Below are 18,222 nucleotides of genomic sequence, written 5' to 3' on the forward strand. Positions count from 1 at the left end.
GCCGCGCTGCCGACCCGGCTGGTTCTCATGGCTGTCTCGCGAGAGCCGAGACAGCCATGAGAACCAGCCGGGGGTAACCCGCAGAAGGGGAGCCATGCCAGAACCGCTCGAATCCGTTCTCGCCGAGGTGCGGGAACTACTGCTCGCGCCCGGCCTGACCCGGGCCGTCGCGGCCGGCCGGCGCCGTGGGCACACACCGTCGGTGACCCGTGCGCAGGTGCGGCCGGTGACCCTCAAGCAGGGGCGGAAACTGCAGATCGTCACCGACGACGGGGCGCGGCCGTTCACCCGGAACGTGGACGGGACCGAAGCCGCCGCCGCCGTCGACGCGCTGCTGGCCGAGCCGTTCGGCAACTGGCACGTGGAGACCGAGTCGGCGACCGTGCAGGTGCGGATCACCAAGAAGGGCGACGCCCAGGTGCACCGGGCCGCCGCCGCGAACACCGGGGCCGCGCCGGAGCACGACCGTGCCAAGCAGTGGCTGCTCGACCCGGGCGACCCGTTGTTCGACGTGATCGGCGGCAACGCGGCGAAGCGGCGGCAGATCGACGCGTTCCTGCGGGCGCTCGCCGCGACGCTGCCCGAGGAGCTGCCGTCGCCGCTGCACGTCGTCGACCTGGGCTGCGGAAACGCGTACCTCACCTTCGCCGCCTACCGATATCTGGCCGGGCGCGGCGTCGAGGTGCGGGTCGCCGGGGTCGATGTCCGCGAGGATCAGCGGGTACGCAACGACGCCGTCGCCGCCGATCTCGGCTGCTCCGCCGACGTGACGTTCGTGGCCGGGACCATCGAGGACGCCGAGGTGCCGTTCGCGCCGGATCTGGTGCTCGCGCTGCACGCCTGCGATACCGCCACCGACCAGGCGCTGGCCCGCGCGCTCGACTGGGACGCCCGGTGGGTGCTGGCCGCCCCGTGCTGCCACCACGACATCGCGGCGCAGCTCAAGGGCAATGCCACCCCTGCGCCGTACGGGGAGGTCACGCGCCACGCCATCCTGCGGGAACGGTTCGCCGACGTGCTGACCGACTCGCTGCGCGCCGCCCTGCTGCGGTTGCACGGTTACCGCGTGGACGTGGTCGAGTTCATCGACTCGGCGCACACCCCGCGCAACCTGATGCTGCGGGCCCGGCGGACCGGCGCCGCCCCCACCGCCGAGCAGAAGGCCGAATACGACCAGTTGATCACGCAGTGGGGCGTGACGCCGGCGCTGGCGAAGATGATCAGCTGACGACGATCGTCCAGGCCGCCGTGGACACCTTCCCGGCGACCTGGAAGTCGAAGAACATCCGGTAGGTGCCGGGGCTCGGGGCGGCGAGCCAGAACTTGACCCTGCCGTCCACCAGTTGGGTCTCCGGGTGCACGTGGACATAGCCGACGTCGCCCTGGCGCAGCACCACCAGATGACCGAAGGCGCCCAGGTACGGCTCGACCGCCGCGGGCTTGCCGGACGCGTCGGTGACGGTCATCAGCAGGGGCTGGGTGGACCCGGTGGAGGGTGTTCCCTCGTACCCCACCGAAAGACCGTCAGCCGTCGCCGCCCGCACCGGACCGGGAACCGTGACCGGCGCGTACTCCCCCGCGGCCGTCAGGTCGGCGCCCAGGGAGGTCACCACGTCGGCGCCGCCGACCCGGGCGGTGAAATCGGCGATCATCCGGTACGGCCCGGGCTCACCGAGCGTGAGGTCGATGCTCCACGTGCCGTCGCTCGCCATCACCGGGTGTAGATGCTGGAAGCCGGTGAGGTCACGGCGTATCACGATCAGGTGCAGTGGCTTGTCGTGCACCTCGGCGAACGTGGTCACCGGCGCGCCACCCGGCCCGTTGATCGTGAACTCGAGTCTCCGCGGCTTGCCGGCCTCGAAGGCGGTGGTCAGCGGGCTCAGCGTGAGGCCGCTGCCGCTGAGCGAGAGGCCACCGACCGGGGCGCTGCCGGCCACGCCGATCGGGGCGGTGGCGCCGTGGACGTGCGGTTGGCTCTCGTCGAAAGCGCTCGCGGACGGAGCCGGCTGGGCGGCGGCCGGGCTGGTCGCGCCGGTGCCGCTGTTGAGACGGCCCAGACCGTACCCCGCGAAAAGCACGACGATCAGCAGCGCGCCGATGGCCGCGAAGCGGAACCCGCCGGTCGGCGGCCGATCGCCGGACGCCAGCCCGAAGGCCGGCTCATCGTCCAGGACCGGGGTGCCCGGCTGCTCGTCAGGCATCCGCGAGCTCGTAGCCGGCCTCGTCGACCGCCGTGCGCACCGCCTCGTCGGAGAGCGGCGCCTCGCTCGCCACCGTCACCCCGCCGGAGGCCAGATCGACCGCCACGTCGGTGACGCCGGGCAGCGCCGAGAGCTCCTCGGTGACCGACGTGACGCAGTGCGCGCAGGTCATGCCCTTCACGGTGAAAGTGCTGGTCACGGCCATGATGGGGTCCCTTCAGCCGATTACGACTCCGCCCCGAGCGTACCGGGGTGTCATACCCCGCCGTTAACGTGCGGGGCGTGAGCCGATACGAGATCCATCTGACGGTGTCCGCCGGCGCGCCCGACGATCTGCTGCGATCGTGGGCCGCCGGGCGCGGGGTGAAATACACCCGGATCCTGCTGGACCGGGGCGACCATGCCAGCCAGCCGATGCTGAGCTGGCTGTCCGACGGCACCCCCGCCTCCGCCGAGGCCGACGCCCGCCGGACCGCCGACGCCCTGCGCGCCGCCGGGTTCTCGGTCACCCGGCTCAAGGTGGAGGCCGCCGCGTCCGGCCGCGAGGCGCCGGCCACCGCCGCGGACGCCCGGCCGGATCTCTACTTCGAACATCACGTCAAGCTGCTGCTGCCGGCCGGCACGCCGCTGGAGCCGGTCCGCGCGGCGGCGGCCGGGCACGACGCCCACCTGTCGCGGAACGCGCGGCGGGTGCGGGACGACGGGGTGCAGGAGCGGTTCGTGACCCAGCGGTGCTACCGGGCCGGACAGGCCGAGGCGTCGGCCGCCCTGAGCGGGCTGCTGGGCGCGCTGTCCGCGTGGGAGGTGACCGAGGTCGAACAGGAATATGTGCTGGTCGACGACAACCCCGGGCTCGACGCGGGCTGGTTCGGGTGAGCGCCCACCGATCGGTTCTCGATCATGTGCTGGGGCTGGTCGCCGAGGCGCCGTGGGCGGAGAGCCTGGTGCTGCGGGGCAGCATGACCATGGCGTCGTGGGTGGGGGACGCGGCCCGGCCGCCCGGCGATCTCGACTGGGTGGTCTGGGCGCCCGACGCGGTGCCGGTGGAGCTGCTCGATCCGTACCCGCATCTGGAACGCCGCGATCTCGTCCCCTGCGCGGCGGAAACCCCGCACGAGATCTGGACCTTCGAGGAGCCCGACCCGGAGCGCGCCACTCGTACCCTGCGCGGCTCCCCCGACCCCGGCGAGTCGACGCACGACCGGATCAGGGCGCTCATCACCCGGAATCCACGCACCCCCGAGGGCGTGATCCTCGACACCGAAGGCGTCTACTACGAGAGACTCAACGGGTACGTCTACGCGCCGTCCCCACTGATCGCGCAGTCCCGGATGATGGTCCCCTGGGTGACAGCGAACGGCGAAACCGGCGACCTGCGGATGGATTTCGCCTATGACGAGGTGATGCTGGACCGTGCCGTGCAGACGATCGTGCGGCGGGCCGGCGGGCAGCCACCGGTCACGGTGCGGACGGCAGGCCGGGAGCTGTCGCTGGCCTGGAAACTGCACTGGCTGACGGTCGACCAGGCGGTGAGCGGGGTGTCGGCGATGAAGGATGTGTACGACGCCGTGCTCCTCGCCGAACTCGACGGCATCGCGTTGTCCCGCCGGCTGCGCCGGATGGTGCGTGCCGCCGACGACGCCGAGCCACTGCTCCGCCCAGCGAACATCGCCCACTGGAAGATCGAGGGCGACCCGCCCGGCGGTGACCTCGCGCCGTGGCTGGCCCGGCTCGGCGCGGCCGCGGACCGCCTGGTGTGGTCGGCATGACCGGGCACGCGCACCGGGCCGCCCTCGACCACGTGCTGACGTTGATCGCCGAGTCGGCGTGGGCCGATGTGCTGGTGCTGCGCGGCAGCATGACGATGCCGGCCTGGGTCGGCGACGCGGCCCGCCCACCCGCCGACCTGGACTGGATCACCTGGCTTCCACCGTGGGGGAAACACGACGATCTGGACCCTTTTCCGTACGTGGACCGCCTCACGTCCGTACAACTGTGGCCGGAGGTGGCGCACGGGGCGGCCCGCAACGAGATCTGGGAGTTCGAGGACTTCGACACCGGTGGGTGGAAACCACGCCTGCCACCGGAGGATCTGCACTGGGCCACCGCCCAGGAGACCGCCCACGATCCACTGAGCTACGCGGAGACGCTGTTCCCCGAGCTGATCGCCCGGCAGCCCCGGACGCCGGACGGGCTGGTCCTCGACCCCACCGAGATCGACTCGGACCACGACTGGGACTACGCGGAGTACGAGCCGGGCGCGGAAGGCGGCCGCATCCGTATCAAGATCCCCTGGAAGGCGGCGGACGGGGAGACCGGCGCCGCGCAACTCGACCTCACGATCGGCGAGCGCCTGCCGGAGCCACCGGTGTGCACAGCGGTGCCGCGAGCCGGGGGGCTGCCGCCGGTCGGGCTGTGGACAGCGAGCCGGGAGCTGTCGCTGGCGTGGAAACTGCACTGGCTCGCCGCCGACCAGGAGACGCACGGGGTGTCGGCGATGAAGGACCTCTACGACGCGGTGCTGCTGGCCGAGCTGGACGGCATCCACCTGCGGCCACTGCTGCAGCGGGTGGCGCTGGGCACCGAGCCGTCGATGGCCCCGTCCCCGCTGGAGCCCTCGCCTGTCTACACGACCGAGGTGCCGTCCTTCAGCGCGCAGGCGCCACTCCCGGCCGGGTTCACCGGCTCCCGCTCGCTGGCGGATCTCCTCACCCCGGCCGCGATCCGGCAGTGGCCGATCGACGGAGACGCGCCCGGCGGCGACGGTCACGGTCCGTGGTTGGAGCGCCTCGCTGCCGCTACGGATCGGCTGCTGTGACACGATGCGACCGGCTCACGAAGGAGTGCTGATGGAAGATCAGGTACGGAACGGTTACCTCCTGACCGCCGATCCCAAGCGGGTCGACTTCGGCCGGGTGCACCGCTGGCTGGCCGACGAGTCGTACTGGGCGGCCAACCGCCCCTACGACCTGGTGGCCCGCTCGATCGAAGGCTCCCTCCCCTACTCGGTCTTCACCGGCGACGAGCAGGTGGCGTTCGCCCGTGCGGTCACCGACGGCGCCACCTTCGCCTGGATCTGCGACGTCTTCGTGGACGCCGACCACCGTGGCCGGGGCCTCGGCAAATGGATGATCGACACGATCCTGGCCGACCTGTCCGAGCGGGGCATCCAGCGTTTCCTGCTGGCCACGAAGGACGCCCACGACGTCTACCGCCGATCCGGGTTCGAGGAGCTGGCGGGTGCCCACCGGTTCATGGAGATCGACCGCCGGCCCACCCGTAACGCCATCCTCGGCAAGTCCTGATCGGGCTTTCACCCGGCGGGCGCTTTCACCCGGCAGGCGCTTTCACCCGGCGACCGCCAAGGCCAGTGGGAGGACGCCGGGGGCGCCGGCTCGGCGGAGGGCGCGGCCGGCCAGGGTCATCGTCCAGCCGGAGTCGACCAGGTCGTCGATCAGCAGGACCGGGCCGGCGAGGTCGGTGAGCTGGGCGGCCACTGCGGGCGGGACGGTGAAGGCGTCGTGCAGCGCGCGGACCCGCTGGGCGCTGTTGCCGCGGTGGGCGCCCGGATCCGTGGAGATCGTGGGTTCGGTGGGCTCCAGGGAACCGAGCAGGGGCAGCCGGCCGACCTTGGCGATGTGCTCCGCGAGGCTGTGGATAACTTGTGGATGACGCTGTGAATAAACGGCGACGACGGCGGCCGGGCGCTGCTTCCAGGCGTCGTCTCCCCTGGCCCAGGCCTTGAGGACCTCGATCACCGCGTCGGCCAGGTCGGCCGGGAGGGGAGCATCCGGGGACTCCGGCGCGACAGCCGCTCGCAAGCGGTTCCCCCAGCCGAGGTCGGAGAGACGGCCGACGGCACGGCCCGGCTCGATCTGCTCGGCCGGGGCGATGCGGCCCTTCAGATCGAGGCCGACAGCGGCCAGGCCGGTCGGCCACATCTTCTTCGGCGCGATCTCGGTGCCGGGCCGGCCCAGGAACGCCTCGGCGGCGGCCAGCGCGGCGCTCGACACCTCCGGGCCGAACAGCGGGCCGGCGCAGTTGTCGCACCTGCCGCACGGGGCGGCCTCCGGATCGTCCAGGCAGCGGCGGAGGAACTCCATTCGGCAGGAGCTGGTCACGGCGTACTCGAGCATGGTCTTCTGCTCCGCCTCCCGCGCCTCGGCGACGCGCCGCAACCGGGCCTCGTCGTAGGTCCACGGCTCGCCGGTCGCCAGCCAACCGCCCTTGGTGCGGCGCACCGCCCCGTCCACGTCGAGGACCTTGAGCATCAGCTCCAGCCTGGTCCGGCGGAGGTCGACGAGCGGCTCCAGGGCTTGCGTCGACATCGGCTGCGTCGGGGAGAGCCGGGACAGCACGGCCCGCACCTGGTCCTCCGGCGGGAACGCCAGCGAGGCGAAGTAGCGCCAGATCGCGGTGTCCTCCGGGCCCGGCAGCAGCACCACCTCGGCGTGCTCCACGGCCCGGCCGGCTCGGCCGACCTGCTGGTAGTAGGCGATCGGCGACGGTGGCGCCCCCAGATGGACGACGAACCCGAGGTCGGGCTTGTCGAAACCCATGCCGAGCGCCGAGGTGGCGATCAACGCCTTGATCTTGTTGGTGAGCAACGCCTGCTCGGCGGCGCGGCGCTCGGCGTCCTCGACCTGGCCGGTGTACGAGGCCACCTCGAACCCGCGGGAACGCAGGAAGTCAGCGGTCTCGGCAGCCGCGGCGACGGTCAGCGTGTAGACGATGCCGGAACCCGGAAGCCGTTCCAGATTGTCGGCGAGCCAGGCCAGGCGGTGTGCGGGCTCCGGCAGGCGCAGCGCGGCCAGGCGCAGCGAGTCACGCTCGAGCGGGCCACGCAGCACCAGAGCGTCGCCGAGCTGGTCGGCGACGTCGGCGGTGACCCGCGCGTTCGCGGTGGCGGTGGTGGCGAGCACCGGAGTCCGAGCCGGGAGCCCGGCCAGGAAGGTCCGCAACCGCCGGTAGTCGGGGCGGAAGTCGTGACCCCAGTCGGAGACACAGTGCGCCTCGTCGACCACCAGCAGGCCGGTGCTGCCGGCCAGACCGGGCAGGACGTTGTCCCGGAAATCGGGGTTGTTGAGCCGCTCCGGGCTGATCAGCAGAACGTCGACCTCGCCGGCCCGGATCTCCTGCTCGATCAGGGACCACTCGTCGAGGTTCGCCGAGTTGATGGTGCGGGCCTGGATGCCGGCACGGGCCGCCGCGTCGACCTGGTTGCGCATCAGGGCGAGCAGCGGGGACACGATGACCGTCGGGCCGGTCGGCCGGTCATCGCCACGCAGCAGCGCGGTCGCCACGAAGTAGACCGCCGACTTGCCCCATCCCGTGCGCTGCACGCAGAGCACCCGCCGGCGGTCCACGGTGAGCGCCTCGATCGCCCGCCACTGGTCCTCGCGGAGCACCGCGTGCTCACCGGCGAGGCGGCGGAGCACCGCCTCGGCTCGTTCTCGCACGGCCGCCCGCTCGGCCTCGCCGGCCGCCATCCGTGTCGTCTCAGTCACCCGGCATGTCTATCAGCCCGGGGTGCCCGTCCCGCAGTTATCCACAGTCCGGAGTTGTCCACAGGCCCTAAGCGATCTTCGGACGGATCGGCGATTCTTCGGGGCGTCCAAGCGGGATCGGCCGGAGGTGGCGTGATGCGGAAGTCAGGTGCGGTTCCAGCGCGGCCCGATCCGGCACAGCCTGCATTGGCACGGCCTGCATTGGCACAGCCTGCGCTGGCACGGCCTGGGCTGGCACGACCTGGGTTAGCACGGCCTGGGCTGGCGCGGCTTGAGCTGGCACAGGCTGGGCTGGCGCGTCCTGGGCTGGCGCGGCCGCTTACGGCACGCCTGGATCTTGCACGGCCGGTTATGGACCGACCGGTTCCGGTACGGAGGCGGGTCAAGCCGGCGGAGGCCGCGCCCCGGCCACCACCAGGCCGGGCCGGCCGAGGGCCGGCCCGGTGAACTACATGAGGGCATGACGGGACCGCCTTGACCAGGGCGGAGTCTCCCGGCCCACGGCCGCGTCGGACGGCAGGGAATCGCCCGGCCGACACGACCAGCGGTGACTCCACGGCACCCGGGTGGGGGTGCGTTCGGCGAAGACGGCGACCGGTTGGCGTGAGGGTGGAAATGTCGATGGCATGACGAAAACGATCGCCGAGAAGCTGCTGATCAAGCCGAACTCGACCGTCTGGCTCAACGAACCGGCGCGGCTGCCGCTGCTCACCCCGATGCCGGAGGGTGTTCGGGAGACCGGAAGCCTGGCCGCTGCCAGCACGGCGGTGCTGTTCGCCGAGGACGCCGCGGGCGTACGGCAGCAACTGGAGGAACACCGCGGTGACCTGGGCAAGCCGGCGGCGTTCTGGATCGCCTACCCGAAGGGGAACAAGGCCGACATCAACCGGGACTCGCTCTGGCCGATCGTCGCCGACTTCGACATGCGCCCGTGCGGGCAGGTCGCGATCGACGATCGCTGGTCGGGGCTGCGGTTCCGCGCCAATCGACCGGACGAGGGCCGCTTCGCTGGCGGCGCGTGATGAGCATTCAGCATGCATGCCCCTGACCTGCCGTGATCATGAACTATTCGCCCGCGTTTCGAGCCTCCGTCGCGGTTTCTGAGATCCGGCCCGTCAAGCCTTCACGCATGCGGCGAGAGGGATGCACAGGACGCGGACCCGGAGCGGAGGCCGTACCCGATCTTGGGGGCTTGGCATCGGACCGAGGCGCACAAGATCGGCGTCGTGGCCGAACTTGTGCGCCCAACCACGGGAAGCCGGTGTTCCGAACCCAAGATCGCGGGCCTTACCGATCTTGAGCCGGGGAGGCCGGTGCGCACCGCACAGGATTCCGGGCGACGGGTGCCTCCCGCTCAAGATCGCTGCCCGTGCACCTACTTCGGGGAGACCCACAGGTGACACCGCCGAGGACTGCGGACGTGAGTAGCCAAGGAGAAGGCGCATCGTGGCGGGTGAAGCGCGCGCTCGGCTTGGGCCCATGAGAAGACCACCCAAAGGCTCAAGATCGCGCTAGAGAAGGCCGGGGCACACCTGTCCGCCGAGGGCTTGCCGCCCGGCGCCCAGCCGGTCAGCGGACCCACTCAGAGCCACCGCTGGTCAGCGGCCCAGGACGGAACCGCCGTTGATGTTGATGATCTGGCCGGTGACGAAGGCGCCGCCCGGGCCTGCCAGCCAGCGGACCGCCTCGGCGATCTCGTCCGGGGTGCCGCCGCGTTTGAGCAGGGCCGCGTCGACGCGCTTCCGGTGCCCTTCCGGGGTCATCCGGCCGTCGAAGAACTCGCTGTCGGTGACGTAACCGGGGGAGATCACGTTCGCCGTGATGCCGTCGGCGCCGAGGGACGTGGCCAGATCGAGGACGTAGCCGTGCAGGGCCGCTTTCGCTGCGGAGTACGGGCCGCCGCCACCGCGCTGCGCGGCGATCGAGCTGGTCAGGATGATCTTGCCACCGGGGCGGCGCAGGCTGGGGAGGAGGGCGGTGGTGGTGAGGACGGCGGTGAGCACGTTCGAGTCGAGGTTGGCGCGCCAGCGGGCCGCCACCCCGTCGAGGGTGCTCTCGTCGCCACCCACGAACGCGCCCGCGTTGTTGACCAGCACGTCGAGCGGGCGCCCGGCGACCGCCTCGACCACGGCGGGAACCTGGGCCGGGTCCGAGACGTCCGCGGTCACCGCGGTGGCCTGCGGCCCGATCCACTTCACCGCGTCGTCGAGCACCTCGGGACGGCGGCCGACGATGATCACGTCGAAGCCCTCGCCCGCGAGCATGCCTGCCGTCGCCTTGCCGATCCCGGTGCCGCCCCCGGTGACCACTGCCAGTCTTGTCATGGTCTCGACCCTATCGATGGGATGTCGCGCCTCACAGGGCGAGCGAGAAGCCGGTCCGGTGTTTCCCGGTGGGCTCCGGATCGGCGCTGGTGGCGGGTGCCGGGTGGTGCTGCCGCGGCGCGCCACCGCGGGACGGCTGGCGCTTGCGTGGACGGGGACGCTCGACTTCCGGCTTGTCCACGGTCGCCGCGTTGACCGAGTCGTCCCCGTCCCGTGGGGAGTCGCCCGCGGGATCGGGCGGAAGAACGGAGACGCCCAGGACCTCGGCGCGGCAGGGGTTGCCGTTCAGGGCGAAGGCCAGCGGCAACGGGTTCCGCTGCCGGTACCCGCCGCGCAGCGTGACCGTGCCGGCCCGTCCCCGGCCGGCAACGACGACATGACGGCCGTGCTGCGTGACCGCCTCGGGAGTGCCGCTGAGACGCTGCGAGCCGGGAAACGAGAACTCCATCCGCCAGCCGGACGTCTCCGTCGTCGACACGTTCAGCCGGGCCTCGAAGTCGGCACCGGAGTCCCGCCGCACCTGGTAACGCACGGTGCACCGGATCCGCTCCGGACCGGCGGCAGCGGCCTGGGCTCCGGGACCGGCCGCTGTCGCCCGGGCCTGCTCGGAGCCCTGCCCCTCGCGGCGCGCCGACCAGCTGAGAACACTCGCGGTGAGCAGGGTCACCGTGGCGAGGGCGGCGATGGCGGGCTTGCGGTTCGCCGAGATCAACCGATCCGGGGGTACGGGCCGCCCGCCCACGAAGACCCCGGCGCCGAGCGGCCGTACCGTGCCGAGCCGCAGGGCGGATCCGAACCGCAGGCCGGCGCGGAGGCGTACCGTGCCCGCAGCGGACCGGCCGAGACAGGCCCGCACCAGCCGCAGCACGCTCGAGCCGCGCCCTCGCGGCGCCGGGACCGCCGCCACCGCCCGGGCCGCCGCCGTCTGCCGTTTCTCCTCCGGCCGCAGCGGCGGGATGATCGGCCGCACGCCGACGGTCGCGGCCAGGGCACGGGCCACCTCGGCGGCGGCGGGACGGTCGGCGGGGTTCTTGGCGAGGCAACGTAGGCACAGGTCGGCGATGAGGGGTGGCATGCCGTCGAGTTCGGGAACCGGGTCGGGTTCGGCGTAGAGGTGGGCGCGCAACGCCTCGGTGGTGCTCTCGGCCGGCCACGGCATGCGGCCGGTGAGCGCGCGGTAGAGCAGCAGGCCGAGGGCGTAGACGTCGGTGGCCGGCAGGACGCAGCCGCCGCCGAGGCGTTCCGGCGCGAGGTACGCGGGGGTGCCGAGCAGGCTGCCGTCGGCGGCGGCGTCGCGCTGCCCGACCACGGCGGAGATCCCGAAGTCGACGATCTTCGCGCCGGAGCCGGTGAGCATGATGTTCGCCGGGGTGACGTCGCGGTGCACGAGGCCGCGGGCATGGGCGGTGGCCAGCGCGGACGCGATCTCGGCGGTGATCATGACGGCTTCCCGCCAGTCGAGGGAACCCTGCCGGCCGAGGCGGGCGCCGACGGATTCGCCGTCGTTGAGTTCCATCACGACGTACGGGACGGTCAGGTGCTCCGCGATCGGGGCCTCGCCGAAGTCGTGGATGCTGGTGATGTGCGGGTGGCAGAGGCGGGCGGCGGCCAGGGCCTCCTGGCGGAGCCGGTCGCGGAAGGTACGGTCCTCGGCCAGCCGCGGTGACAGCACCTTGACGGCGATGTCGCGGCCGAGGATCTCGTCGTAGCCGCGCCACACCACGGACATGCCGCCGGTGCCGAGTTTCTCGACCAGGCGATAACGACCGGCAAGACGGAGCGCGCCATCGTAACCGTTTCGCTCCGTACGCCCCATGTGCCGATTCTCGCCCGGCGGACTGACCGACCGATGCCGCACCCCGAAACCCGCCCGAAACCGTGACCGGGCCTTCACCGCGCGGAACGGCGGAACGAGGGCGGGAAAAGGCGGGCGGCTCAGCCCGCGAGGAGCTGGTCGACCGGGGCGTAGTCGTCGGTCAGGATGCGAGAGTCGCCGATGAAGTCGGTCAAGGGCTGGCCGGAGAGCAGGCTCGCCGGCTCCTTGAGGGCGCTCAGCAACGGCCGGATCGCCTCGAGCGGCAGCTCCCGGTGCGCCGCCAGGATGACGAAGTTCGAGCCCTCCTCACCGGCCAGCGCCGCCGGCGGGGCGATCAGCGCGACGTGCGGGAACGCCGCCGCCACGGTGGCCAGTTCGGCGCGGATGAAACGGTTCGGCGGGTAGTCGATCACGTTCTGGGCGTACACGCCGTCCGGCCGCAGCACCCGGGCCACCTCGTCGGCCATCTCCCGGGTGGCCAGGTGCCACGGCACCACCAGGTGCCCGAAGGCGTCGCCGACCACCAGGTCGTACGAGGCGGCGGGCCGCTCGGCCACACCCACCCGGGCATCGCCGACCCGGACCCGCAGGTCGGGGCCGGTCCGCAGGCCGAGGCTGCGTTCGTCGAGGCCGACCAGGCCGCCGTCGAGTTCGAGGACGAGCTGGTCGCTGCCGGGGCGGGTGGCGCGCAGATAGTTCGGAACGGTGAATCCACCGCCGCCCAGGTGCAGGGCCGAGATCGGCGTGCCGGCCGGTTTCAGCACGTCGGTGACGGCCCCGATCCACTGGACGTACTCGAACTCCAGGTGGGTGGGGTCGTCCAGGTCGACGTACGAGTGCCGGGCCGAGTTGAGCACCAGGGTCCGCCCGCCGTCCCGCGCCGGATCAGTGGTCACGCTGGCGCAGTGGTAGGCCGTCTCCACGTCGCAGGGTGTCGGGGCGACGGCTCCGAGCCCGGCCCCGGCCAGCCCGATCACGGCGAGCGATGCCCGCATGCGGGGTGTGCCGGGCAGCTCGGCCCGGGTCCCGTCGCGGCGCAGCCACCAGCCGAGCGCGAGGCCGGCGACGGTCAGCAGCACCGCCAGGGTCAGGATGATCACGCTGCTGGGCATGGCGGCGACGAAGATGAACCCGGTCGCCAGGGTCGCGGTGATCGCGCCGAGGGTGCCGATGCTGGACAGCCGGCCCACCACCGAGCCGGCCTGCCGCAGGTCGGCGAGCTGCAGTTTGACGACCATCGGCGGGATCGTGGAGAGCACCAGGGCGGGCAGGAAGACGGCGAGGGCGGCGAGCATGAGCACGGCCGGGGCGGCCCCGCCGCGCAGCAGTTCGCCGCCCCAGCGCACGAGGGGCAGGGTGACGGCGGTGCCGATGGCGCCGAGGATCAGCGCCGGGGCGAGCAGGGTGCGCGGGTCGAACCGGTCGGCGAGCCGCCCGCCCACCCAGGCGCCGTAGGCGATGGCGGCCAGCGAGACCCCGATGACCGAGCTGCTCACCTGGAGGGTCACGCCGACGTAGGGACCGACCAGGCGCAACGCGACGATCTCGAGGACGAGGACGGCACCGCTGGCGCCGAACGCCAGGGCGGTGGCCAGGGCCGAAGGCAGGGCGCGCGGCTGGGTCTCCACCGCCGGGATGCTACCGGTATCAGCCTGGGAAGACCCTGAACCTAGAGCATGGACAGATGTACGTGGTTCGTGTGCACCACTGACGGTCCGCCGCTCGCGCTGTACGACGACCAGCCGGTGCTCGGCATCCAGATCTGGCGGTACCAGATCACGTACATCACGCCGAGCCGGTCCGCGTTCTTCACGTAGTACGCGGCGAGCCGGTCCCCGTACTCCTTGTCGCCGCCGGTGGCCGCGGCGTCCTTGAACGTGCTCGTCGCGGAGGAGAGGTCGCAGGCCCGGCCCTTGGGGTGTTCTCCGGTGGCCCGCTTGCTGTAACAGACCGTGTAGCGGGTGAAGCCCGCCGCCTTCGCCTGCTGGTAGGCGTGCAGGGTCCGCGGGGTGATGCAGCCGTCCGAGGTCGGGTCCTTGACCGTGCAGGACTCCTTCGGCCAGGAGCCGTCGGAGTTGCGCGGGGCCGGTTTGGCGGCGGGCGAGTTCGCGTCGACGAAGCCGCCGGACGTGCCGCCACCGACCTCGGCGAGCGCGATCTCGGCATCCTTCTTCCGCTTGGCCATCACGTTGACCTGGCGCTGCTGTTCCTTGATCTCGGCGTCGACGGCGAGCTTGGCCCGTTTCGCCTTGCCGATCTCCTCGCGGTACTCGAGGAGGGTGGAGCTGTCCATCTGGGCGAGGGTGTCGAGGCTCTGCACCCGCTCGATGAAGTCGCCCGGGTCGGCGCTGTTGAGCAGCATGGTGGCGGTGCTGACCCGGCCCATCTGGTAGGCCCGGACGGCCACCTCGTTGACCTGCGCGGTGAGGGCTCTCGCTCGCGCTTCCGAGGTGGCGATCGCGGCGGTGAGCTGGGTCTGCCGCTTCTTGGAGTTGGCCAGCTTGGTCTTCGCCGAGTCGTAGCCCTTGGCGGCGGCCTCGAGCGCGGTCCGCAGCTTCTTGCTGCCGCCCTCGTTCTCCGGGTCGGCCCAGGCCGGGGATCCGGGTGCGGCAAGGGCCGTCGCGACGATCGCGACGACCAGCGCGAGCAGGGCGATGAACCGGCGCGGGAGACTGGCCGCCACAGAAACCTCCAAGTCGTGAGCGCCGGTACTTTACCGTGGCGACGCACCCGTCCGGGAGATCGATCAGGTCGCCGAGTATCCACCGTCGACAAAAAGTGTCTGTCCCGTTACCGCTTGACCGGCCGCGCTCGCCAGGAAAACGACACAACCGGCGAAATCGTCAGGCAGCCCGTTGCGGCCGATCATGGCCCGGGCGGCGTGCGCCGCCACCTTCGCGGGGTCGGCGAAGACCGCCTCGGTGAGCGGGGTGTGCACCACGCCGGGCGCGATCGCGTTGCAGCAGACCCCGCTCGCGGACCACGCCTCGGCCTGGGACCGGGTGAGCCCGACCAGACCGGCTTTGGCGGCCCCATAGGCGCCACTGTTCCCGTACGCCCGGAACGCCTGCTGGGACACGACATTGATGATCCGGCCCCACCCGCGACGGGCCATCGCCGGGCCGAACGCCTGCCCGAGCAGGAACGGCGCGGTCAGGTTGGCCGCGAGCGTCACGTCCCACACGTCGTCGGTCAGCTCGCCGAGCGGCGGCCGCAGGTTGATCCCGGCGGAGTTCACCAGGATGCCGGGTTCCCCGTACTCCGTAAGGATCTTGGCCGTGACCGCCTTGACCGCCTCGCGATCGGCGAGGTCAGCGGAGATCGCGTGCGCCTCGGCGCCGTGTTCCCGCAGCTCGGCGACCACCTCGGCCATCGGCGCCTCGCGCCGGGCGACCAGGACGACCCGGGCGCCCGCGCGGCCCAGCGCCACCGCCATCGCCCGGCCGATCCCGGAGCTGCCACCGGTCACCACGGCGGTCCGGCCGTGCAGACCGAAGATCTCTTCGAGGTACGAGGACATGCCCCGAACCCTAGTTACGCCTCGATCTCCGGGGGACCCGCCGGGAACAGGGTGCGGTGAACTGTGTGCCAGATCTCCTCGTTCGCCGCGACGAGCAGACCGCGCTGGTGATCGGCCGGCCGGTGCTCGGCGCCGTCCAGGTGCCGGACCACCCCGCCGGCCTCGCGGACGATCAGCGCGCCGGGCACGTGGTCCCACGGCAGGATCCGCCAGAACATCGCGAACTGCTGCTCGTCGGTGGCGACGGCCGGGTACTCGTACCCCGCGCAGTGCCGCCCGGCGGTGAAACCGCCCAGCCCGCCGGCCTGACCGAGAACCTGTCGCCGCAGGTCCTCGGGGTAGTACTTGTGGGAGATCACGCCGTGCAGCGCGGTCGCGCCCGGATCGTCGGTGCGGGTCTTGACCCGGACGCCGTCGCGGTAGGTCCCGGAGCCGGCCTCGGCCACCGTCAGATGATCGCCGACCACGTCGAGGATCCAGGACGCCGTCGTCTCGCCGTCGCGGATCAGCGCGACCATCACGCAGAACGGGGTGCGCCCGGCGGCGAAGTTGTTCGTCCCGTCGACCGGGTCGACGATCCAGACCGCGCCGCCCGCGCCGAGCCGGTCCCGGACGCTCGGGTCGGCCGCGACCGCCTCCTCGCCGACCACCTGCGAGCCGGGCAGGATCGCGGTCAGACCGCGGGTGAGCGCCCGCTCGGACTCCTGGTCGGCGATGGTGACCAGGTCACCGGGGGCCTTCTGCTGGACCTCGTCGTCGGCCAGGTGCCGGAAGCGCGGCAGCACGATGGTCTGGGCGACCTCGCGGACCAGCTCAGCGACCTGATCAAGCACGCGGCGGCAACTTCACGACGCTGACGAAGAACTCGTCGATCTGCCGGATCACGGCGATGAACCGCTCGAAGTCGACAGGCTTGGTGACGTACGCGTTCGCGTGCAACTGGTAGCTGCGCAGGATATCCTCGTCCGCCGACGAGGTGGTGAGCACGACCACCGGGATCCGGCCCAGGTCGTCGTCCTTCTTGATCTCGGCGAGGACCTCCCGGCCGTCGCGCTTCGGCAGGTTCAGGTCGAGCAGGATCAGGTCCGGACGGACCGAGTCCGCGTACTGCCCCTCGCGCCGCAGGTAGGCCAGCGCCTCGGACCCGTCGGAGACCACGTTGAGCCGGTTGCGGACCTTGTGCTCCTCGAACGCCTCCTGGGTCATCAGCACGTCGCCGGGATCGTCCTCGACGAGCAGCACCTCGATCGGGGTGCCGTTCTCCCGTGCCACGCTCATGCGCCAACCACCTCTTCCGCGTCGGAATAGCCCGGCACCACCGGGAGGGTGAACCAGATCGACGCGCCCTCCGGCACATCGACGTCGAGCCAGACCCGCCCGCCATGGTATTCGACGATCTTCTTGACGATCGCCAGTCCGATGCCGGTGCCCTCGTACGCGTCCCGCGCGTGCAACCGCTGGAAGATCACGAACACCTTGTCGGCGAACTCGGCCTCGATGCCGATGCCGTTGTCCCGGACGTTGATCTTCCACTCGCGGTCCTCGATCGTGGCCGACACCCGGATGACCGGCGGCACGTCCGGGCGGCGGAACTTCAGCGAGTTGCCGATCAGGTTCGCGAACAGCGTGGTGAGCAGCGGCTCCTCGCCCTCCACCGTGGGCAGCCGGTCCCAGGTGATCTCCGCGTCGTCGCCGGCCCGCACCTCCAGCTGCGATTTCACGTCGTCGAGCACCTTGTTCAGGTCGACGTCGGTGAAGCCGCTGGTGAGCCGGCCGATCCGGGAGAAGGCGAGCAGGTCGTTGATCAGCCGCTGCATGCGCTGCGCGCCGTCCACGGCGAACGCGATGTACTGGTCGGCCCGGTCGTCGAGCTGGCCGGAGTAGCGGCGTTGCAGCAGCTGGCAGAAGCTGGCCACCTTGCGCAGCGGCTCCTGGAGGTCGTGCGAGGCGACGTAGGCGAACTGCTCCAGGTCGCGATTGGACCGGGTCAGCTCCTCCGCCTGCGACTGCAGCTGCTGGTTGATCCACTCGACCTGCTGGCGGGCCAGGCGTACCTCGCTGAGTTCGCTGGCGATCTGCTGGCGCATCCGGTCCACGTCGTCGGCCAGCCCGATCAGGTCCGGCGAACCGTACGACGAGGTGTCGATGTGCCGCTCGTAGTCACCGGCGGCGACCTGCCGGACCTGCCCGGCCAGGTGCAGGATCGGGCGGCTGACCAGCCGGTCCAGCAGGAGCAGCAGGAGCGCGCCGGTGATCAGGATGATCACCGCGGCGGCGATCTCGATGACCACCATGGTCTGGCTGGAGTCCCGGGCCGCCTCCGCCGACTGGGCGCGCAACACGATGATCCGGTTCTGCATGTCCTGGACGGCCTGACGCAACTGGTCGAAGTCCCGGGTGTCGGACCCGTCGAACCGTTCCCGCGCGGCCTCCGGGCCCTGGGTGCGGACCGTCTCGATCAAGGGCTCGGCCACGTCCGTACGCCACGTCGCGGCCCGCGTCTTCACCAGTTCCACCGCCGCACGGATCTCGGCGTCCTCCGGGTCGAGCAGACGCTCGATCTGGGCGATCTGCTCGTCCGCGGCGGCCCGGCCCTTCCGGTACGGCTCGAGGTTGCGGTCCTCCCCGGTGATCGCGTAACCCCGGATGCCGGTCTCCTGGTTGACCAGGGCGGTGTTCAGCGCCTCGCTGCCGGTCCGCATCGGCCCGACCCGGTCCAGCAGGTTGTCGATGTGCCCGTTGTTGCTCGCCGCCGCGATCGCGGCGACCACACCCAGGGCACTGAGCAGCAGGCCGGCCGCGAGGCAGAGCGCGAGGATCCGCCCACGCAGGGTCCAGCTGCGCATGTTCGTGA

General features: G+C 71.7%; 17 protein-coding genes. 6 read left to right on the top strand and 11 right to left on the bottom strand.

Annotation, left to right across the window (positions count from 1 at the left end):
• Positions 1-94 precede the first annotated feature (94 nt).
• On the top strand, positions 95-1,228 hold the full coding sequence (locus ACZ3II_RS09760; protein ID WP_465517179.1) for a class I SAM-dependent methyltransferase: 1,134 nt from the start codon (positions 95-97) through the stop codon (positions 1,226-1,228).
• Here the strand turns inward: ACZ3II_RS09760 and ACZ3II_RS09765 are convergent.
• The gene (locus ACZ3II_RS09765) at positions 1,221-2,201 is read right to left on the bottom strand and encodes a hypothetical protein (protein WP_465517180.1); all 981 of its coding nucleotides are present in this window, start codon (positions 2,199-2,201) and stop codon (positions 1,221-1,223) included. The two genes, ACZ3II_RS09760 and ACZ3II_RS09765, sit on opposite strands and share 8 nt — an antisense overlap.
• Positions 2,194-2,406: a heavy-metal-associated domain-containing protein gene (locus ACZ3II_RS09770; protein WP_465517181.1), complete on the bottom strand. Its 213-nt coding sequence runs from the start codon at positions 2,404-2,406 to the stop codon at positions 2,194-2,196. The genes ACZ3II_RS09765 and ACZ3II_RS09770 overlap by 8 nt, the downstream gene beginning before the upstream one ends.
• 77 nt (positions 2,407-2,483) lie before the next feature.
• Here ACZ3II_RS09770 and ACZ3II_RS09775 point away from each other — a divergent pair, with 77 nt between their 5' ends.
• The 4 genes from ACZ3II_RS09775 to ACZ3II_RS09790 are packed head-to-tail and all read left to right on the top strand — an operon-like array spanning position 2,484 to position 5,506.
• Entirely contained in the window at positions 2,484-3,077 is a 594-nt protein-coding gene (locus tag ACZ3II_RS09775) for a hypothetical protein (protein WP_465517182.1), read from the top strand.
• On the top strand, positions 3,074-3,970 hold the full coding sequence (locus ACZ3II_RS09780) for a nucleotidyl transferase AbiEii/AbiGii toxin family protein (RefSeq protein WP_465517183.1): 897 nt from the start codon (positions 3,074-3,076) through the stop codon (positions 3,968-3,970). The genes ACZ3II_RS09775 and ACZ3II_RS09780 overlap by 4 nt, the downstream gene beginning before the upstream one ends.
• The gene (locus tag ACZ3II_RS09785) at positions 3,967-5,019 is read left to right on the top strand and encodes a nucleotidyl transferase AbiEii/AbiGii toxin family protein (RefSeq protein ID WP_465517184.1); all 1,053 of its coding nucleotides are present in this window, start codon (positions 3,967-3,969) and stop codon (positions 5,017-5,019) included. Before ACZ3II_RS09780 ends, ACZ3II_RS09785 begins: the two co-directional genes overlap by 4 nt.
• 31 nt (positions 5,020-5,050) lie before the next feature.
• Positions 5,051-5,506 carry a GNAT family N-acetyltransferase gene (locus ACZ3II_RS09790; RefSeq protein WP_465517185.1) on the top strand — a complete coding sequence of 152 codons (456 nt, stop codon included), beginning with the start codon at positions 5,051-5,053 and terminating at the stop codon, positions 5,504-5,506.
• A 42-nt stretch (positions 5,507-5,548) separates the two neighbouring features.
• Here the strand turns inward: ACZ3II_RS09790 and ACZ3II_RS09795 are convergent, their stop codons facing one another.
• Positions 5,549-7,690, bottom strand: coding sequence for a DEAD/DEAH box helicase (locus ACZ3II_RS09795; RefSeq protein ID WP_465517259.1), 2,142 nt, complete (start codon positions 7,688-7,690; stop codon positions 5,549-5,551).
• A 644-nt stretch (positions 7,691-8,334) separates the two neighbouring features.
• Here ACZ3II_RS09795 and ACZ3II_RS09800 point away from each other — a divergent pair.
• The gene (locus ACZ3II_RS09800; RefSeq protein ID WP_465517186.1) at positions 8,335-8,730 is read left to right on the top strand and encodes a hypothetical protein; all 396 of its coding nucleotides are present in this window, start codon (positions 8,335-8,337) and stop codon (positions 8,728-8,730) included.
• 576 nt (positions 8,731-9,306) lie between these two features.
• On the opposite strand, the gene ACZ3II_RS09805 is transcribed toward ACZ3II_RS09800, so the two are convergent.
• From ACZ3II_RS09805 to ACZ3II_RS09840, 8 genes are all read right to left on the bottom strand, one after another.
• Positions 9,307-10,032 carry an SDR family NAD(P)-dependent oxidoreductase gene (locus tag ACZ3II_RS09805; RefSeq protein ID WP_465517187.1) on the bottom strand — a complete coding sequence of 242 codons (726 nt, stop codon included), beginning with the start codon at positions 10,030-10,032 and terminating at the stop codon, positions 9,307-9,309.
• 31 nt (positions 10,033-10,063) lie between these two features.
• Complete coding sequence (locus ACZ3II_RS09810) at positions 10,064-11,848, bottom strand: serine/threonine-protein kinase (protein WP_465517188.1); 1,785 nt, start codon at positions 11,846-11,848, stop codon at positions 10,064-10,066.
• Between the two features lie 119 nt (positions 11,849-11,967).
• On the bottom strand, positions 11,968-13,476 hold the full coding sequence (locus ACZ3II_RS09815; protein WP_465517189.1) for a fused MFS/spermidine synthase: 1,509 nt from the start codon (positions 13,474-13,476) through the stop codon (positions 11,968-11,970).
• Positions 13,477-13,517: 41 nt separating this feature from the next.
• Complete coding sequence (locus tag ACZ3II_RS09820) at positions 13,518-14,531, bottom strand: coiled-coil domain-containing protein (RefSeq protein WP_465517190.1); 1,014 nt, start codon at positions 14,529-14,531, stop codon at positions 13,518-13,520.
• Between the two features lie 63 nt (positions 14,532-14,594).
• Complete coding sequence (locus tag ACZ3II_RS09825) at positions 14,595-15,368, bottom strand: SDR family NAD(P)-dependent oxidoreductase (RefSeq protein ID WP_465517191.1); 774 nt, start codon at positions 15,366-15,368, stop codon at positions 14,595-14,597.
• A gap of 14 nt (positions 15,369-15,382) precedes the next feature.
• Positions 15,383-16,201 carry an inositol monophosphatase family protein gene (locus tag ACZ3II_RS09830; RefSeq protein ID WP_465517192.1) on the bottom strand — a complete coding sequence of 273 codons (819 nt, stop codon included), beginning with the start codon at positions 16,199-16,201 and terminating at the stop codon, positions 15,383-15,385.
• Complete coding sequence (locus ACZ3II_RS09835; protein ID WP_465517193.1) at positions 16,194-16,646, bottom strand: response regulator; 453 nt, start codon at positions 16,644-16,646, stop codon at positions 16,194-16,196. Before ACZ3II_RS09835 ends, ACZ3II_RS09830 begins: the two co-directional genes overlap by 8 nt.
• Positions 16,643-18,214, bottom strand: coding sequence for a sensor histidine kinase (locus ACZ3II_RS09840; RefSeq protein WP_465517194.1), 1,572 nt, complete (start codon positions 18,212-18,214; stop codon positions 16,643-16,645). The genes ACZ3II_RS09835 and ACZ3II_RS09840 overlap by 4 nt, the downstream gene beginning before the upstream one ends.
• Positions 18,215-18,222: the final 8 nt, after the last annotated feature.

The sequence above is a fragment of the Actinoplanes sp. NPDC019969 genome (assembly GCF_055562375.1).

Coding starts and splice junctions, on each gene's coding strand:
- ACZ3II_RS09760 (WP_465517179.1), top strand. CDS start 95: ATGCCAGAACCGCTCGAATCCGTTCTCGCCGAGGTGCGGGAACTACTG.
- ACZ3II_RS09765 (WP_465517180.1), bottom strand. CDS start 2,201: ATGCCTGACGAGCAGCCGGGCACCCCGGTCCTGGACGATGAGCCGGCC.
- ACZ3II_RS09770 (WP_465517181.1), bottom strand. CDS start 2,406: ATGGCCGTGACCAGCACTTTCACCGTGAAGGGCATGACCTGCGCGCAC.
- ACZ3II_RS09785 (WP_465517184.1), top strand. CDS start 3,967: ATGACCGGGCACGCGCACCGGGCCGCCCTCGACCACGTGCTGACGTTG.
- ACZ3II_RS09790 (WP_465517185.1), top strand. CDS start 5,051: ATGGAAGATCAGGTACGGAACGGTTACCTCCTGACCGCCGATCCCAAG.
- ACZ3II_RS09795 (WP_465517259.1), bottom strand. CDS start 7,690: ATGGCGGCCGGCGAGGCCGAGCGGGCGGCCGTGCGAGAACGAGCCGAG.
- ACZ3II_RS09800 (WP_465517186.1), top strand. CDS start 8,335: ATGACGAAAACGATCGCCGAGAAGCTGCTGATCAAGCCGAACTCGACC.
- ACZ3II_RS09805 (WP_465517187.1), bottom strand. CDS start 10,032: ATGACAAGACTGGCAGTGGTCACCGGGGGCGGCACCGGGATCGGCAAG.
- ACZ3II_RS09810 (WP_465517188.1), bottom strand. CDS start 11,848: ATGGGGCGTACGGAGCGAAACGGTTACGATGGCGCGCTCCGTCTTGCC.
- ACZ3II_RS09825 (WP_465517191.1), bottom strand. CDS start 15,368: ATGTCCTCGTACCTCGAAGAGATCTTCGGTCTGCACGGCCGGACCGCC.
- ACZ3II_RS09835 (WP_465517193.1), bottom strand. CDS start 16,646: ATGAGCGTGGCACGGGAGAACGGCACCCCGATCGAGGTGCTGCTCGTC.
- ACZ3II_RS09840 (WP_465517194.1), bottom strand. CDS start 18,214: ATGCGCAGCTGGACCCTGCGTGGGCGGATCCTCGCGCTCTGCCTCGCG.